The sequence below is a fragment of the Antrihabitans spumae genome, assembly GCF_043944905.1.
Lineage (GTDB): Bacteria > Actinomycetota > Actinomycetes > Mycobacteriales > Mycobacteriaceae > Antrihabitans > Antrihabitans spumae.
The window spans coordinates 1-15,711 of sequence record NZ_JBIMSN010000025.1; the positions used below are offsets into that span (position 1 = coordinate 1).

Consider the following 15,711-nt stretch of genomic DNA (forward strand, 5'->3'; position numbering starts at 1 on the left):
TCGAAACCATCAACCCGAACCGCTCAGGCCAGCACGCGCCCCGCGTGAAAGATCCGGGCTAACCCGACTTTTCCCTGCTTGCCGCCGTGGTCCGCAGTAAGTCTGGATTATCCGCAGAAGAAGGCTGTGATCTGCGGTTTCTAAGTTACCGCCAAGTCCGTCCAGAAAACTTGACGGCAATCTTAACCATGCGGGCTGACCTGGCCCTATGGCTACAGCGGAGGGAACTTTGCAAGTCTGCCCGGGGGCAGCGTAGCGACCCCGGGCAGGCGCAAAGCTCCGGGCGGCTGCTACGGCGCGAATGCGGCACACGGTGAACATGACTGTCGAACACGCAGTCCCGAGTGCTGCGGAAAACGACGTGAGATGGGGAGCAAGGCGGTGCGGCACAGGACGGTGGAAGAAGCACGTTGCCTCTTTCCATGTCGACTTCCGCAACATCTGCCACCGACTCCCCCACCGGACCGGCCGGCCGCCCGGGGCGCGGCGGAACCGCCCGCCGCGACGAATACCTGCACCAGGTTGGTGCCGAATCTTCTCGTTCCATGAAGGGCCTGGCGGGCCTCCAACGGATTCTGAATGTCGCCAATATGCCCCATCGGACGGCCAAGTCGCGCCGAGGCAAGCAGCAATCACTTGCATGGCAATGTAGGACTGCCGCGTTGATAGTCTGGTGAATCTCTCTGACAACTAACGACTTCGGCGCAGTACGCCATAGAAAAGATGCCTGCAGCTCCACTCCGAGGTGTGTCGGAGGATGCGTAGGTAGTCCCAGACGCACGCACGCAGCACACATCAATGACTGAACACAGGGGTCGGGTCTTGCCTAAGCAGATCGCCTTGTACAAGGCCTTCCCCGTCGACGCAGAGCCTCGCCGCCAGCCGCACAAGCGCAGCCGAATCGCTCAGGGTCGCCTGGGTGTTACGCATCCGCCGGGCTGCGCGGGTTCGACGAAACGCTTGCTTCGCTCGCTCTAAGGAGTATCTGGGTTCCAGGTGATCGTCATACCTACGATTTGTTCGAGCTCGGACTGGCGAGCGGCGCTGAGCCGACTGCAGAAATCGTCGAAGGAATACCAATCGGTGCCGAGGTGGGATCCGGCAGGCGCCCCCCAATGGCCGGCCTCTAGCTTCCCGTAGAAAACGTCATCCTCCTCCCCGGTCATGAAACGCATAAGTGATGGATCGACTCGGGCCGGAAGATGTTGGTGGCCAACGTACGTGACGTTTCGTGGATCGGCCATCCACTCTGGGATCGCCAGGAATAGCGCGAACGTGTCATCTACTGAACCGCCAGCAGCACTGCGGTCGTGAAACAAGTCTGCAGCCGTGCTCTCACTGCCACGATGGCTGAGAGCACTAAGTGTGGCCTTGGCCTCCACGACTACCGGAGGATCCGCAAGTCGCTGCGCGAGCACCCACCAGTGTCCCTCATCTGACTGCCACCAGTCGTCACCAAGTTGTGGGTTCCTAATTCGGTAAACCGCCCACAGTGCCTCCCACGTTGCCTCTGGAGCGCGGTCTGCCCAACTGCCGGCCCGATCTCTGTCACCCACGAAATATATGGAGTTCGGCCGCGGGTCGAGGATGGCGAACCTGCCGTGTGTTTTGAGGTCACTGAGCACGACTTCCAAAGCGACCTCGTGATCGACGGCCACGGCCTGCAGCTGATCCGCGACGGATATCGGCGCGAAACCGACGCTGCTGATCTCCTCTGCGAAGGAACGTCGGGCGCCGTGGAAGACAGAAACCGTGAAGGCACGAAGCTGCGAGTAGGTGTGGTCGCCTCCAGCCGAATCTCGACTTTGGTTCGATGCCGCTGCTGGGGATGCTTCTGTGCTCACGCCAGAATCTTTGCACGGGCTACTGATGGCGACGGGACTCCCAGATCTCGAGAGCGCTGACTGTAGCTGTGCCGCTTAGCCGCCGGTACCGGTGCCGGTGGCGTAGTTATTCATCCGCTGCTGGACCTGGGCTTTCTCGACTTCGAACATCTCAGCGATCACCGATAGTCTTGCGGAGCATTGATGCAGCAGCCCCGGTCGAAAAGTGCACTGCTTTGTCCGACCTACCTGCTCACTTTTGGGCCGGCGCGCCAAACAAGCCCCGCCTTCCCACCTAGTTGAAGTGAGCCGGGCAAGATGTTCCGAGCACGGGTATTTCGTCGCGGAGAGAGTTGGTCCAGTCATGGGTTCAGTGCACGAGGTCATCGAGGCGTTCCGTGAGGCCCCGACCAATTCCGAACGCGGAACCAAGTTCGAGCAGTTGATGGTCCGGTACTTCGAGCTCGATCCGATGCTCTCGCAGCAGTACGAGCAGGTGTGGCGATGGATTGACTGGCCCGGTCGCAAGGGCAAACCCGACACCGGCATCGACTTGGTTGCCCGAGAACGCGATACCGGCGCCATGACGGCGATCCAGTGCAAGTTCTACGAGCCGACCAGCACTCTGTCCAAAGGCGACATCGACACCTTTTTCACCGCGTCGGGCAAAATTCCATTCACCAACCGAGTCATCATCTCAACCACCGATCGGTGGGGTAAGAACGCCGAAGACGCACTTGATGGTCAGTCGATCCCAGTGCAGCGAATCGGGCTGGCTGAGATCGCTGAGTCCCCCATCGACTGGGACATCGCCTGGCCCCAGGGCGACCTGCAGGTCCACCTGACTGAAGCGAAACGCCACGAACCCCGACTGCACCAGCAGACCGCTATCGATGATGTGTTCGCCGGGTTTGAGGCCGGCAACGACCGCGGCAAACTAATCATGGCCTGCGGCACCGGCAAGACGTTCACCGCGCTGAAAATCGCCGAGCGCGCAGCGCTAGAGAACGGCGGTAGCGCTCGGATTCTGTTCGCGGTGCCCTCGATCTCACTGCTGTCGCAAACGCTGCGGGAATGGACCGCCCAAACTCAGGTTGATCTGCGCGCGTTCGCCGTTTGCTCAGACACCAAGGTGTCCCGCTCCGCAGAGGACGTCAATGTCCACGACGTAGCGATCCCCGTCACTACCAACCCAGTCACGCTGGCAGCAGAGATGGCGCATCGGAAGCGCGCCAAAGGACTGACCGTTGTCTTCACCACCTACCAGTCATTGCCTGTCGTCGCTGCCGCCCAAGGTCTGGGTGTTGACCCGTTCGACCTGGTGATCTGCGACGAAGCGCACCGAACAACCGGAGTCACCCTCTACGGCGAAGACGACTCGAACTTCGTACGTGTCCACGACGCCGACTTCCTCGCCGCCACGCGACGGTTGTACATGACGGCAACACCGCGAATCTTTGACGACACCGTCAAAGACAAAGCCGAAGAACACTCCGCCGAACTCACTTCCATGGACGATGATTCCGTCTACGGCCCCGAGTTCCACCGACTCTCGTTCGGCGCGGCCGTTGACCGCGGCCTGCTCACCGACTACAAGGTCATCGTGTTGACCGTCGACGAATCGTTGATGGCCGCCCCGCTGCAAGATCAGCTCGCCGGCGCGCACAGTGAATTGCGCCTAGACGACGCCTCCAAGATCATCGGTTGCTGGAATGCGCTGGCGAAACGGGCGGGCGAGACCCCCGACGGCACCGGGTTCGGTCCCGGCGAACCACCGATGAGGCGGGCAGTCGCGTTCGCGAAGGATATCGCTGCCTCCAAGAAGGTCGCTGAAGTATTTCCGGCAGTGGTCGATGCCTACCGCGGCCTACTCGAGGAAAGCGAAACTGATGGTCGGAGGGTCGATTCCACCAACTTGAACCTGTCTTGTTCGGTGCACCATGTGGACGGCACATTCAACGCGTTGCAGCGCAACGAACAACTGTCCTGGCTCAAAGCTCCACTCCCCGAGGGAGAGGCGCGAGTTCTGACTAACGCCCGCTGCCTGTCCGAGGGCGTAGATGTTCCCGCCCTTGATGCGGTTATTTTCCTCAACCCCCGCAACTCGGTGGTCGATGTGGTGCAGTCCGTGGGCCGGGTGATGCGTAAATCCGACGACAAAGACTATGGCTACATCATTTTGCCTGTCGCGGTCCCCGCTGGCATCAGCCCATCCGAGGCGTTGTCGAACAACACCCGGTTCAGAGTGGTATGGCAGGTCCTCAATGCGCTGCGCGCACACGATGATCGATTCAATGCAATGGTCAACTCCATCGCGCTGAACACCACGACTGACAAGAAGGACGGCAAGGGCAACGATCGCTTGCTAGGGGGACACATCGGACCACTTGTGGAGGGTGGCGAGAGCTTCTCTAATAACGGAAACAGCCCTGGCGCTGATGGCGCCGGCCTTACCGAAACTGACGCCGACACTGAACAGCAGGGCGTCGCCGACGGCACCGGCACCGGTGGTGCGATGGCAACGCAGATGGCATTGTTCTCCCTGTCCGAATGGCAAGAAGCGATTTACGCCAAAATCGTCGACAAGGTCGGCACCCGCGCCTACTGGGAAGATTGGGCTGGCGACGTCTCAGACATCGCCGCCGCCCAGATCACCCGCATCAAAGCCCTCCTCGACGGCGCCGACACCGCAGTCACTGCGCAGTTCGAACGATTCCTCACCGGTCTGCGCGACAACCTCAACGACGCGATCAGCCGCGACGATGCGATCAGCATGCTGTCCCAGCATCTGATCACCAAACCCGTCTTCGACGCACTGTTCTCTGAACACGACTTCGCCACCCACAACCCCGTCTCACGGGTTATGCAGGCCATGGTCGACACCCTCGACGACACCGGCCTGGAGGCAGAAACCGCAGGTCTGAACGACTTTTACGCCTCGGTTCGCGTACGTGCTGCGGAAGTGACCAGCGCCGAAGGCAAACAAAAAGTCATCGCCGAGCTGTACGAACGGTTCTTCAAGGTCGGGTTCAAAAAGCAATCTGAGGCCCTCGGGATCGTCTACACCCCCGTCGAGATCGTCGACTTCATCCTCCGCGCCGCCGACACAGCACTACGGGACACCTTCGGGCGTGGTCTCACCGACCAGGACGTCCACGTACTCGATCCCTTCACCGGCACCGGCACCTTCATGACCCGGCTACTGCAATCCGGGTTGATTAGGCCAGCGGACTTGGCCCGCAAGTACGCAATTGAGTTGCACGCCAATGAAATCACTCTGCTTGCCTACTATGTGGCAGCAGTGAACATCGAAACGACGTACCACGCCCTCCTCGGAACCGAAGCTGCTACAGAGTACGAGCCCTTTGAGGGCATCGTTCTCGCCGACACCTTCCAAATTCGGGAGGATGGCGACAGCCTTGATGCAGTAATATTCCCGCAGAACAACGATCGTATCGTCCGCCAGAACGCCATCCCCATCAACGTAGTCATAGGCAACCCGCCCTACTCGGGCAAGCAGTCGAGCGCGAACGACAACAATGCCAACCTCAAGTATCCGACCCTCGATGCCGCAATCGATCGCACCTATGCCGCAAAATCACGTGCACGACTAAAGACATCACTTAAAGACTCATACGTTCGGGCGATCAGGTGGGCAACTGATCGTATCGGCGAATCCGGCGTTGTCGCCTATGTGACAAATGGTGGGTACATCGATGGCAACTCGACCGACGGCCTCCGACTGACTCTCGCCGATGACTACTCTGCCATCTACGTTTACAACCTTCGAGGAAACCAAAAGGGTGATTGGCGAAAAGAAGGAGGGAAGATTTTCGGGGAAGGCAGTCAGACTACGGTTGCAATAATCATAGCCATCAAGAACCCCCTCCATGTTGGCGAATCCAAACTCTTCTACCGCGACATAGGAGATTGCCTTACCCGCGAACAAAAACTAGAGATTCTGACCAATGGCCAGCTCGACATAATAGACTGGAAGACAGTTATTCCCAATGCGGAAGGTGACTGGATCAACCATCGCAGCGAGGCCTTCGACACCTTCACGCCCATCGGCGAAAAACCAACTAAAGGAAGAAGCCGATCTCCCCTGACAGTATTCACTACCTACTCGGCGGGATTGAAATCCAACCGGGACGCCTGGGTCTATAGTTTCTCAGCTTACGCTGTCGAAGCCAACGTAAGAAAAATGATCAATTTCTACAACAGCCAAGTAGACGACTTTGACAAATATTGCACATCTCATGGAATATCAGACCGCAAGAATCATTTAAATGACGTTATCGAACTTGACTCGACCAAGATCAGCTGGGACGGATCGCTCCAGTCCGACTTGATAAAAGGGAGGAAAGCTAAGTTTTCCGCACCGCTATTCCTGGGAGCATACCGTCCATTCACTAAGCAACATGTCTATTTCAATCGACAACTGAACAACAGCATCTATCAACTACCAAAACTTTTCCCCACACCTGAGCATCAAAATTTCGGATTCTACCTCCCCGGAATAGGTGCACAGAAGCCGTTTGCAACTCTCATGGTCGACCATCTTCCGGATGTAAATCTCTGGGGATCCGAAGGGGGTCAGTTTTTTCCCCGTTACATCTATGAGCCGACCGAGGGCGAGCCCAACCTTTACAGCGGCGAACAAGCCAGCGGGTACACACAGGTTGACAACATTACCGACAGCATCCTCGCCGTTTACCGAGCCTCGGTCGGCGCCGAGGTGACAAAGGATGAAATCTTTTGCTACGTCTACGGTTTGCTTCATGATCCCGCGTACCGCGAGACGTATGCGGCGGACCTGAAGAAGATGTTGCCGCACATCCCGACCCCCGAGTCTCGTGAACGGTTTGACCAACTCACCGACGCAGGCCGACGACTGAAAGAGCTGCACCTAAACTATGAGACCGTCGAGGCGTACAACCTCGATGTGCAACTCAAGAGTGGGGCCTCCGCCGAGGATCGGGACACCTGGCGCGTCTTGAAGATGAAGTGGGGAAAGAGAAGAAACCCCGATACCGGCAAAAATGTCGACGATTACACAAGTATCGTTTACAACACAAAGGTCACTATTGCCAGCATCCCTGAGGCGGCCGAACGGTATAAGCTCGGCTCTCGGTCCGCATTGGCGTGGATCCTTGATCGCTACCAGGTTAAGACCAACAAGGACTCTAAAATCGTCAATGATCCCAACGAATGGTGCGAAGAGCAGGACGACCCGACCTACATCATCGACTTAATCAAACGGGTCACTACAGTAGCGGTCGAAACGATGAAGATCGTTGACTCGCTCGGATTGAATCACCCTAGGTTTGATGCCGCTTCCTTCTGAGTCAGGAAGGATGAGCGCATGCCCAAGAAAATCGATCCGGAGGTCCGTTCACGCGCTTTGCGGTTACTGGAAACCCACGGCACGGAATACCCCTCCCTGACCGCGGCATCGGCGGCGATCGCCAAGCAAGTCGGTGTGGGACACGAGACAGTGCGGCGATGGGCCCTGCAGGCCCAGGTCGATGCTGGGACTCGTGCCGGTACCACCTCGGAGGAATCCGTGGAGATCAAGAAACTGAAAGCGGAGAACAGGCAGCTGCGCGAGGACGTCGCGATCTTGAAAGCGGCAACAACTTTCTTCGCGGGGGAACTCGACCCCCGCAACCGATGATCGTCGGATTCATAGACACGATGCGCGCCAGAGGTTTTGCGGTCGAGTCGATCTGCCGAGTTCTGCGTGAGCAGGGCTGCCAGGTCGCCGCACGAACCTACCGGGCATGGCGCACATCTACGCCCGCCGCCCGCACCGTCTCCGACGCTCACATCGTCGATGCGGTGCGAGCGGTGGTGTGGCGCACCGAGATCGACGGCCGACGTCGGATGAACCCGGAGGGACTCTACGGGCGGGTGAAGATGCGTGCTCACCTCGACCGAACGGCGGCTCCAGGCGTGTCCTACGGGGCGGTCGATCGAGCAATGAAAGTGTTGTCGCTGCAAGGGGTTCGGCGGTCCAAGGGCGTCAGGACCACGATCCCGTCCGCGGATGGGATACGCGCCGGCGATCTGCTGAACCGCCAGTTCAGTGCTGTGGAACCGAACCGCGTATGGGTCACCGATTTCACATATGTCAGAACGTGGGCCGGGTGGGTGTACGTGGTGTTCATCATCGACGTGTTCTCGCGGCGGATCGTGGCCTGGCATGCGTCGACGTCGAAGACGGTGGACCTGGTGACCGTTCCGTTGAGAATGGCTCTGTGGCAGCGCGAACGAGAGGGACACCCAGTCAAAGCTGCTGAGCTGATACATCATTCGGACGCAGGTAGTCAGTACACGTCGACGACGCTGACCGAACGACTCAAGCTCGAGGACATCACTGCGTCCATCGGATCGGTCGGTGACGCTTACGACAACGCCCTCGCCGAATCAGTGAACGGGCTCTACAAGACCGAGTGCATCCGCACCACGATCTTCCACTCCGGCCCGTACAAGACCATCTCCGACGTCGAGTTCACCACTGCCGGTTGGGTCGACTGGTACAACGCCAGACGGTTGCACTCAAGCATCGGCCAGATCCCGCCGATCGAGTACGAAATTCTCCACTACGCTGACCTCACCACCGAGGATCAGCCCACATTGGAGGCGGCACAGAACCTAGGGTGATTCACACGCGGAACCACCCGCGATTCCGCCGCAGTCCATGCTCTCGTGAGCCTCGCTGGTCACCACCGGCACTCCGGTGTCCACGACTGGTATACGCGCGAGTGCCGCAGCGGTCGAGCCCACTTCCGTGGCGGTCGAGCCCATTTCCATCGGAATGCCCGCAGCCGCGAACGTTGCGGGCAGGCGTTGGCAGAACAGTGCACAGACGGTGACGACCACGATGACCGACACCACGAGGACACGCCGCACGATGCTGGTCGATACCGACATCGATCAAGGGTAGCGTCCCTGGCCCTACTGCAGCGATGGGGTACTACATTACGTCGTAGGTGTAGTCGTGTCCGCTCGCAATGATGCCTCCGCCCCGACAGTAGCGGAGGGTCGGCGCTCACCCGGTTCGGCGCTACCCCTGGGGGGTATGCCCTGCTACCGTCGAGGGCATGCAATCGGCAGTCGAGCGTGGGCGACGGGGCACGGCCTCGGCGATCGGTGCGCTCATTGCCCTGACGGTGTTCGGTGTGCTGTTGATGCATTCGGTGACACCGATGTCGATGCCTGTGACCGGCTCGATGTCCATGTCGATGAGCGGCGGCCGTGCCTCGATGGCAGCGCCGTCTCACATGGCCGACTCGGTGTCGGTTCCGGTGATGACCGGGGATCACGACTGCCCGACGGGGCACCAGATGATGCATCCCTGTGTGGGTACGACAGCGTCGTGGCCCGCGCTGACGGTCCCGGTGACGAGCGCAGCCATCGACCCGGTACCGACGCTGCTTAACCGGATCGTTGGGCGCACCGACTCTGAGTGGGGGCGTGCGCCGCCGTGGACGTTGTGGGAGTTGGACAGATCGGTGACCTTGCGAGTGTGACAGGGAGCCCGTCAGACGCGTGTCTGTCGGCGGATTGAACGACATCGAATCCTCTGTACTACTCACTCTTACAAGGAGTTTCCTCATGCGTACCAAAGTCATTGCCTCGATCGCTGCTGCCGCCGCGAGCGCGTTCCTCGTCGTCGGCTGTAGCGACAACGGGGCGGATTCGTCGATGGATGGCCATTCGATGGGATCGATGTCCTCGACGCCGGCATCGTCCGCGCCGGCGAGCTCGACGGCGCAGTTCAACGATGCCGACGTGATGTTCGCGCAGATGATGTACCCGCATCACGCGCAAGCAGTGGAGATGGCCGACTTGGCGGATGGCCGCACCGACAACCCGGAGGTCCTGTCGCTGGCATCGGCGATCGCCGCCGCGCAACAGCCCGAGATGGACCAGATGACGGCATGGCTGACCGAGTGGGGCCAGCCCATGCCCGACATGGACATGGCTGACATGGGCGGGATGGACCACAGCTCCGGCAGCGGCATGATGACCGCTCAGGACATGGACGCGTTGATGGTAGCGTCGGGACCGGAATTCGACCGCCAGTGGTTGACGATGATGATCGCCCACCACACCGGTGCCATCGAGATGGCCAACACCGAAATAGCGGACGGTTCCAATCCTGACGCCCTGGAGATGGCCCGCACCATCGTCGCGACTCAACAGCGGGAGATCGACACCATGCAGCGACTGCTCGGCTGACCTGGTCCGCTTCCCGAAACGATGGGCCGCATCCTCTCCGGCGGAGAGGGTGCGGCCCATCAGCGTGTTCCACAGTTGTCAGGGCTGTACTCCCGAGACGAGATCAACTCCTACAGTGCCGGTTCGCGCTGCGACGGAGCATTGGAAATCCCGTCGTTCACCGCTCCGGTGATGGTGTCGGGTGTGAGGTCGAGTCGACGAAGCAGTTGCGCGTTCGCGGCGACGATGATCGTCGACAGCGACATCAGGATCGCGCCGATCGACATGGGCAGTACGAACCCGACCGGTGCGAGCACTCCTGCCGCGAGCGGAACGGAGATGAGGTTGTATCCCGCTGCCCACCAGAGGTTTTGCTTCATCTTCCGGTACGAGGCGCGCGAGAGTTCGATCACCGACAACACCGACCTCGGGTCGTCGCTGGCGAGGATCACTCCGGCCGACGCGATCGCGACATCGGTGCCGGCCCCGATCGCGATACCGACATCGGCCTGCGCGAGAGCCGGTGCGTCGTTGACTCCGTCACCGACCATCGCCACGGTGCGCCCTTCCTGTTGAAGTTCAGCAACGTTGTGGGACTTGTCTTCCGGTTTCACCCCCGCGAAGTAGCGGTCCACACCGAGCTCGGTGGCGACGGACTTCGCGACGGCTTCGGCATCACCGGTGATCATCACCACCGCGATTCCGCGCGCATGCAACGCGTCTACCGCAGTGCGTGATTCGGGCCGGATCTCGTCGGCGAGCGCAAGGGCACCGATCACAGCACCGTCGGCCAGGACGTGCAGGATGATCGCCCCGTCGCCGCGCCACCGGTCGGCGACAGCGAGTTCGGATCCGTTTTCCTGCTCGAGCAGCGCGGGCCCGCCGACCTGAATGCGGGTGCCGTCGACGTCCGCAGCGACCCCGACAGCGGGAGACGACTGAAAACCGGCTGCAGCCGGGACGGTCAGGTTCCGCGCGCGTGCGGCGCCGACGATGGCACGGGCGAGGGGATGTTCGGAGTCGGCTTCTGCGGCAGCGGCCAAAGCGAGGACCTCGTCGGCGGTGCGCCCGTCTGTCACCTCGATTGCGGTGACGGTGGGTTCACCCTTGGTGAGGGTGCCGGTCTTGTCGAAGAGCACGGTGTCCACCGTGCGCATGGTTTCGAGTGCGAGCCGGTCCTTGACCAGGACACCGCCGCGGGCTGCGCGTTCGGTGGCGATGGAGACCACCAGCGGGATCGCGAGTCCGAGTGCGTGCGGGCAGGCGATGACCAGCACGGTGATGGTGCGGATGACGGCGTCGTCGGGCATCCCGACCAGAGTCCACACAGCGGCGGTGATGACCGCCGCTCCGAGAGCGAACCAGAACAGCCAACCGGCGGCCGTGTCGGCGATGCGCTGAGCGCGCGAGGTCGAGTTCTGGGCGTCGGCGACCAAGCGGCCGATGCCTGCGAGGGCGGTGTCCTCCCCGACTGCGGTGACCTGGACGCGCAGACCGGAGTCGGTGGCTACCGTGCCGGCGACAACTTGGTCGCCGTCGCTGCGGCGGACGGTGCGTGATTCGCCGGTGATCATGGACTCGTCCATGCTCGCCGATCCGGAGACGATGGTGCCGTCCGCCGGTACTCGGCCGCCGGGGCGCACGACGACGACATCACCGCGCTGCAGCTCGGCCGGGGACACCGGCACCACATCGTCGCCGTCGACGCGTTCGGCGGTGTCCGGGAGCAGCGCCGCCAGTGAGTCCAGAGCGGAGGTGGTCTGCGCGAGGGATCGCATTTCGATCCAGTGCCCGAGCAGCATGATCACGATCAGCAGCGCCAGTTCCCACCAGAAGTCGAGCTGATGATCGAGCAGGCCGAGGCTCGCGCCCATCGACGCAATGAATGCGACGGTGATCGCGAGGGCGATGAGCAGCATCATTCCTGGTGCACGGGAACGGATTTCGCTGACTGCTCCGGTGAGGAACGGGGAACCGCCCCAGGCATACATCACCGTGCCGAGTACCGGTGAGACCCAGGCGATCCACACTGCGTCGGGCAGTGAGTAGCCGAGGAGCATCGCGAACATGGTCGAGGCAACGATCACCGGTACCGCGAGGACCAGCATGATCCAGAACAGACGACGAAACATACCGACGTGATCGCCGTGACCGGCATGACCACCGTGACCGGTATGCCCGCCGTGCTCTGCGTTGTGCCCGCCGGTGTCGTGATCCGACTGCGGAGTCGCCTTCTCTGCCACGTCCGTGTGCATTTCGGGTCCTTCTTCATACCCGCTGTGCTGCAGTCTGTTCGGCGGATCCGTCCGCGCGGAGTCGACGTCGGAGTGTGTGTGATCGTTCATCGTGCAGTCCTCTCATCCATCGAGTTCGATATCCATTCATCCCATGAACTCGTGGGTTCTGGTTCGGCTGTGTATTCGGCGTCGAGGGCGACAATGATCTGCGCCTGGACGAGCGCGGCTGTACTGGTGACCGTGAATGTCCCTGCCGCCGCCGATAACGCGACAGTGTCCATTCCGATCACGGCGTTGACGTCGTTGCGGACCGACGACTCACAGTGGCCGTACATCAATACCGGCGTAACTGACAGTGCGTGATGATCATGCGTAGCTTTCGACATCTCGGACAACATATACCCCATAGGGGTATATGTCGATCAAGTCGAACCATACCCCTTCCTGATCTCATTGGGAAGAACCGTCAGGGTGTTGTCAACGCGTGAGCGCCAGTCGGCTGGCCACCAGGTGCACCCGCGGTCGCTGTCATGCTCACGGACGGGCATGGATGTCGATACCGATTCGGTCAAGGGGCGCATGCATCCGCGGCACAGCTGAGCCTTACAGCGACGGGCGTACCTGCACACGCGCGTGGATCATCGGCGTTCGCTGCGATTTCCGTTACGAGTCTTCTCACCGACTGGAGGCAGGGCAGGGCGAATTACGCCGTGTCACGGCGCGCATGGCGAGCCCGCGTGTCGACTCTCGAAGATCGCGGAACTGCTCGTTCGGTCGATCGCTGACGCCGCAGATCGGACGGTGGAGCGATACTGTCTCGTTCACCATGGGGCTGCGGCGACGCCGATGTAGCGTTGAGTAAGTCGTAGATGGGTGTATCACTCACGTTCGGTTCCACTTTCGATCTGATCGTTTCGGTGCGCCTTCGAACGCGCCGACAGTTGCCGCTCACCGGCCCCGGGCGAGCCCTGCCCTACCGGCCAGCCGGCGCGCACCGACATATCCAGTCCGCAAACTCGGTCACATGCGGTGAAAATGCCTGCCCGTCACACCGCAGGTGCTCTTTACCGAGTGTCGGCACGCTTGCGCAGCGCAGCGGTCGCCAATTCTGCGACCGCTGCGCGATAGAAATCTCGATCTATCTCCCCGGCCGCGAATCTACGATCGAGGATTTCCTGCGCGTCCTCCCCCGATTGCGGGCGAGCGGACATCAGCCGAACCGCACCCCAGATCAACAGAGCGATCACGACCAGCCAGAACGCGGCCATTCCTGCCATCATCGTCCATCCGCCACTCATGGTGCCCATATTCATCATTGCTGCTCCTCACTCTCGCACCAGCCACCTGCTGACCTGCGGAGTGTGGTCATCCCGCAGCTCCTACTATAACGCTTAGTAGTTCAGCTACTATCGAGCATAGTAGTTGACTGCTGTCGAGACGCCGTCGCCCGGACAGGCGATGATGGAGGCAACCTGTGGGAAAGAAATCCAGCAAGTCGCGATCGAAAGCGCACAAACGACGAACCACGGCGACACGATCCGGGGGCGGCCCACCGGCTCCCCACCCCGGTGCCATACGTACTGAGCCCCAGCCAAGGCATCCCCTCTCAGCGGTGGCCCCACATTCTGCGGTCAGCGTCGCCGCCGCCGATTATCTTCGAAGCAGGGGCCACTCGCCCGGCAGCGGTGCACTCCATCCCACTGTCGCCCGGGCTTTCGCGCCGGCCTCCACTACCCCACCGCGAGCGTCGGCCCAGGCCGCAGAACCGACGATCGATACTGCAGCGCCGCCGGAGCGCCCACGTGCCCGCACGCCTGAAGCTGTTGCGCCCGCACCGCAGAGTTACGCACCCAAGCGCTCACCAGCCACCAGTTGTACCGATGAGATTTCCCAGGTCGAGCCGCTGGGGCTTGCGGTGACGTACTGGGGTGTCGGCGGGGCCGATGCCGAGCCCAGCCACGACGTGGCGATTCGCTTCACTGGATCGCGGGTGGAAGTCGAGGGCCATGCATCGACCGAGAAGGTCGGTTTCGATCGGACTCTGGTCGTGAAATCACGTCCTGCCGCTGAAGGCCGGTTCGCCGCGACCACCCGTATTCAGGGCATTGCCAGCGGGGAGTGGGAGGTGAGTGCGCGACGCATCGACGGGGGCGCAGACAGTAGCGAACGGCAGCAGAACTCTGTGCTCACCGCGCGCACTGCGCTACTGACATACGGTCCCGCTGTGCGGGTGTGGAGTTGGCCGGCGTTGGTAGCCGCGGGAGCGGTGGTTGCATTGATTGTTCAGGGATTCCTGCTCTCACGCATGGATGCCAATGTTGCTGCTGCTGTTGCAATTTCAGCTCTGAGTTGCATTCTGGGATATATCGGTGCCAAGGTTTGGTACTTGATCTTGCACCGTCGACCGATATCTACTTTCATCCGCGCAGGAGCGTGCATACAAGGCTTCCTCCTCGTTTCGCTCGGCACCTTGGTCATCGGCGGAGCACTCGGGGGTATGGACGTCGGCGCAGTCCTGGATGCAACCACCCCGGGATTGTTTCTCGGCATGGCGATCGGTCGTCCGGGATGCTTCTTGGCGGGCTGCTGTTCGGGGCGTCCGACTCGATCTCGGTGGGGCCTGTTTTCGTCCGATCGCACCCTGGCGACGAGGAGGATTCCGGTTCAGCTCTACGAGGCCGCTGCAGCCCTGTTGATCGCGGGAGTTGCGCTCGCCGCGGTACTTCAGGTCGACCTTCCCGTCGGAGGGCTGGTCTTCCTGGGGAGTATTGCCGCATACACATTGGTCCGGCAAGGCCTGTTTCTGTTTCGAGTGGACGCGCACACTCGTCGAGGCCGACTCACTGTCTCGCTCATCTGCTGCGCGGTCCTCATCGGCGTCCTCGCAGCGTCGCAGGTGCTCTCGTGATCACCGAACGTATTTTTATGCGTGTGCCTTTCGGTGATCACCTCGATGCGATGGCACCGCATTCGGTGTCCCGATCGACGCTCCGTAGTCCGGCATCGATACTGACTGTCCTCGTCCTTGCACTCGCTGGATGTACCGGCGGCGAGGCCACTGAGCCCAGTGCGTCGATACCCGTCGCTACGCGGGCAGAACTGCTCGATCCCGCTGACTTCGCCGCCGCGATCGCCGATCCCGGCCGAGTCACGATCAACGTCCATACCCCCAACGAGGGCCAGCTCCCTGGAACCGATTCGAGTCTTCCCTTCGACCAGATCCGACAACAGGCCGCGACGTTGCCGCCCGACCGGACCACACCGCTGGCGATCTACTGCCGTACCGGGACAATGAGCGCCACCGCGGCGAAAGACCTGGCCGCTCTCGGCTATACCGATGTCGTCGAACTACAAGGCGGCATGCTCGCGTGGCGACACACCGGACGAACCATCGAAGAATGATCAATCACCTTCCGCAGTGCCGA

11 protein-coding genes are annotated in these 15,711 nt (G+C 61.1%); 7 read left to right on the forward strand and 4 right to left on the reverse strand.

All coding sequences use genetic code 11. The annotated features are described in order from the left end of the window. Positions 1-974: 974 nt before the first annotated feature. Positions 975-1,844 (reverse strand): hypothetical protein, encoded by an 870-nt coding sequence (locus tag ACHIRB_RS05670; RefSeq protein ID WP_395124856.1) that lies wholly within the window; start codon positions 1,842-1,844, stop codon positions 975-977. A 343-nt stretch (positions 1,845-2,187) separates the two neighbouring features. Here ACHIRB_RS05670 and ACHIRB_RS05675 point away from each other — a divergent pair, with 343 nt between their 5' ends. Next, positions 2,188-7,170 carry a DEAD/DEAH box helicase gene (locus ACHIRB_RS05675; RefSeq protein WP_395124855.1) on the forward strand — a complete coding sequence of 1,661 codons (4,983 nt, stop codon included), beginning with the start codon at positions 2,188-2,190 and terminating at the stop codon, positions 7,168-7,170. A gap of 18 nt (positions 7,171-7,188) precedes the next feature. Further along, a protein-coding gene (locus ACHIRB_RS05680) for an IS3 family transposase (protein WP_395124854.1) occupies positions 7,189-8,489 on the forward strand; the annotation gives its coding sequence in 2 pieces (ribosomal slippage) (positions 7,189-7,462 and positions 7,462-8,489; 1,302 coding nt in all). Here ACHIRB_RS05680 and ACHIRB_RS05685 read toward each other — a convergent pair. Next, positions 8,481-8,759 (reverse strand): hypothetical protein, encoded by a 279-nt coding sequence (locus ACHIRB_RS05685; RefSeq protein WP_395127627.1) that lies wholly within the window; start codon positions 8,757-8,759, stop codon positions 8,481-8,483. The genes ACHIRB_RS05680 and ACHIRB_RS05685 overlap by 9 nt on opposite strands. Before the next feature lie 170 nt (positions 8,760-8,929). On the opposite strand from ACHIRB_RS05685, the gene ACHIRB_RS05690 reads away from it, so the two are divergent. Together ACHIRB_RS05690 and ACHIRB_RS05695 are read left to right on the forward strand one after the other, a co-directional pair. Beyond that, the gene (locus tag ACHIRB_RS05690; protein ID WP_395127628.1) at positions 8,930-9,358 is read left to right on the forward strand and encodes a DUF6153 family protein; all 429 of its coding nucleotides are present in this window, start codon (positions 8,930-8,932) and stop codon (positions 9,356-9,358) included. 85 nt (positions 9,359-9,443) lie between these two features. Then, entirely contained in the window at positions 9,444-10,070 is a 627-nt protein-coding gene (locus ACHIRB_RS05695) for a DUF305 domain-containing protein (RefSeq protein ID WP_395127629.1), read from the forward strand. A 110-nt stretch (positions 10,071-10,180) separates the two neighbouring features. Here the strand turns inward: ACHIRB_RS05695 and ACHIRB_RS05700 are convergent, their stop codons facing one another. Beyond that, positions 10,181-12,394, reverse strand: coding sequence for a heavy metal translocating P-type ATPase (locus tag ACHIRB_RS05700; protein ID WP_395127630.1), 2,214 nt, complete (start codon positions 12,392-12,394; stop codon positions 10,181-10,183). A gap of 126 nt (positions 12,395-12,520) precedes the next feature. On the opposite strand from ACHIRB_RS05700, the gene ACHIRB_RS05705 reads away from it, so the two are divergent. Continuing rightward, entirely contained in the window at positions 12,521-12,649 is a 129-nt protein-coding gene (locus ACHIRB_RS05705; protein WP_395127631.1) for a hypothetical protein, read from the forward strand. A gap of 701 nt (positions 12,650-13,350) precedes the next feature. On the opposite strand, the gene ACHIRB_RS05710 is transcribed toward ACHIRB_RS05705, so the two are convergent. After that, the gene (locus tag ACHIRB_RS05710) at positions 13,351-13,602 is read right to left on the reverse strand and encodes an SHOCT domain-containing protein (protein ID WP_032401334.1); all 252 of its coding nucleotides are present in this window, start codon (positions 13,600-13,602) and stop codon (positions 13,351-13,353) included. 296 nt (positions 13,603-13,898) lie between these two features. Here ACHIRB_RS05710 and ACHIRB_RS05715 point away from each other — a divergent pair, with 296 nt between their 5' ends. Both ACHIRB_RS05715 and ACHIRB_RS05720 read left to right on the forward strand, forming a co-directional pair. Next, positions 13,899-15,194 carry a prolipoprotein diacylglyceryl transferase family protein gene (locus tag ACHIRB_RS05715; RefSeq protein ID WP_395127632.1) on the forward strand — a complete coding sequence of 432 codons (1,296 nt, stop codon included), beginning with the start codon at positions 13,899-13,901 and terminating at the stop codon, positions 15,192-15,194. Further along, positions 15,191-15,688 carry a rhodanese-like domain-containing protein gene (locus ACHIRB_RS05720; RefSeq protein ID WP_395127633.1) on the forward strand — a complete coding sequence of 166 codons (498 nt, stop codon included), beginning with the start codon at positions 15,191-15,193 and terminating at the stop codon, positions 15,686-15,688. Before ACHIRB_RS05715 ends, ACHIRB_RS05720 begins: the two co-directional genes overlap by 4 nt. Positions 15,689-15,711 lie beyond the last annotated feature (23 nt).

Coding starts and splice junctions, on each gene's coding strand:
- ACHIRB_RS05695 (WP_395127629.1), top strand. CDS start 9,444: ATGCGTACCAAAGTCATTGCCTCGATCGCTGCTGCCGCCGCGAGCGCG.
- ACHIRB_RS05690 (WP_395127628.1), top strand. CDS start 8,930: ATGCAATCGGCAGTCGAGCGTGGGCGACGGGGCACGGCCTCGGCGATC.
- ACHIRB_RS05675 (WP_395124855.1), top strand. CDS start 2,188: ATGGGTTCAGTGCACGAGGTCATCGAGGCGTTCCGTGAGGCCCCGACC.
- ACHIRB_RS05710 (WP_032401334.1), bottom strand. CDS start 13,602: ATGATGAATATGGGCACCATGAGTGGCGGATGGACGATGATGGCAGGA.
- ACHIRB_RS05700 (WP_395127630.1), bottom strand. CDS start 12,394: ATGAACGATCACACACACTCCGACGTCGACTCCGCGCGGACGGATCCG.
- ACHIRB_RS05685 (WP_395127627.1), bottom strand. CDS start 8,759: ATGTCGGTATCGACCAGCATCGTGCGGCGTGTCCTCGTGGTGTCGGTC.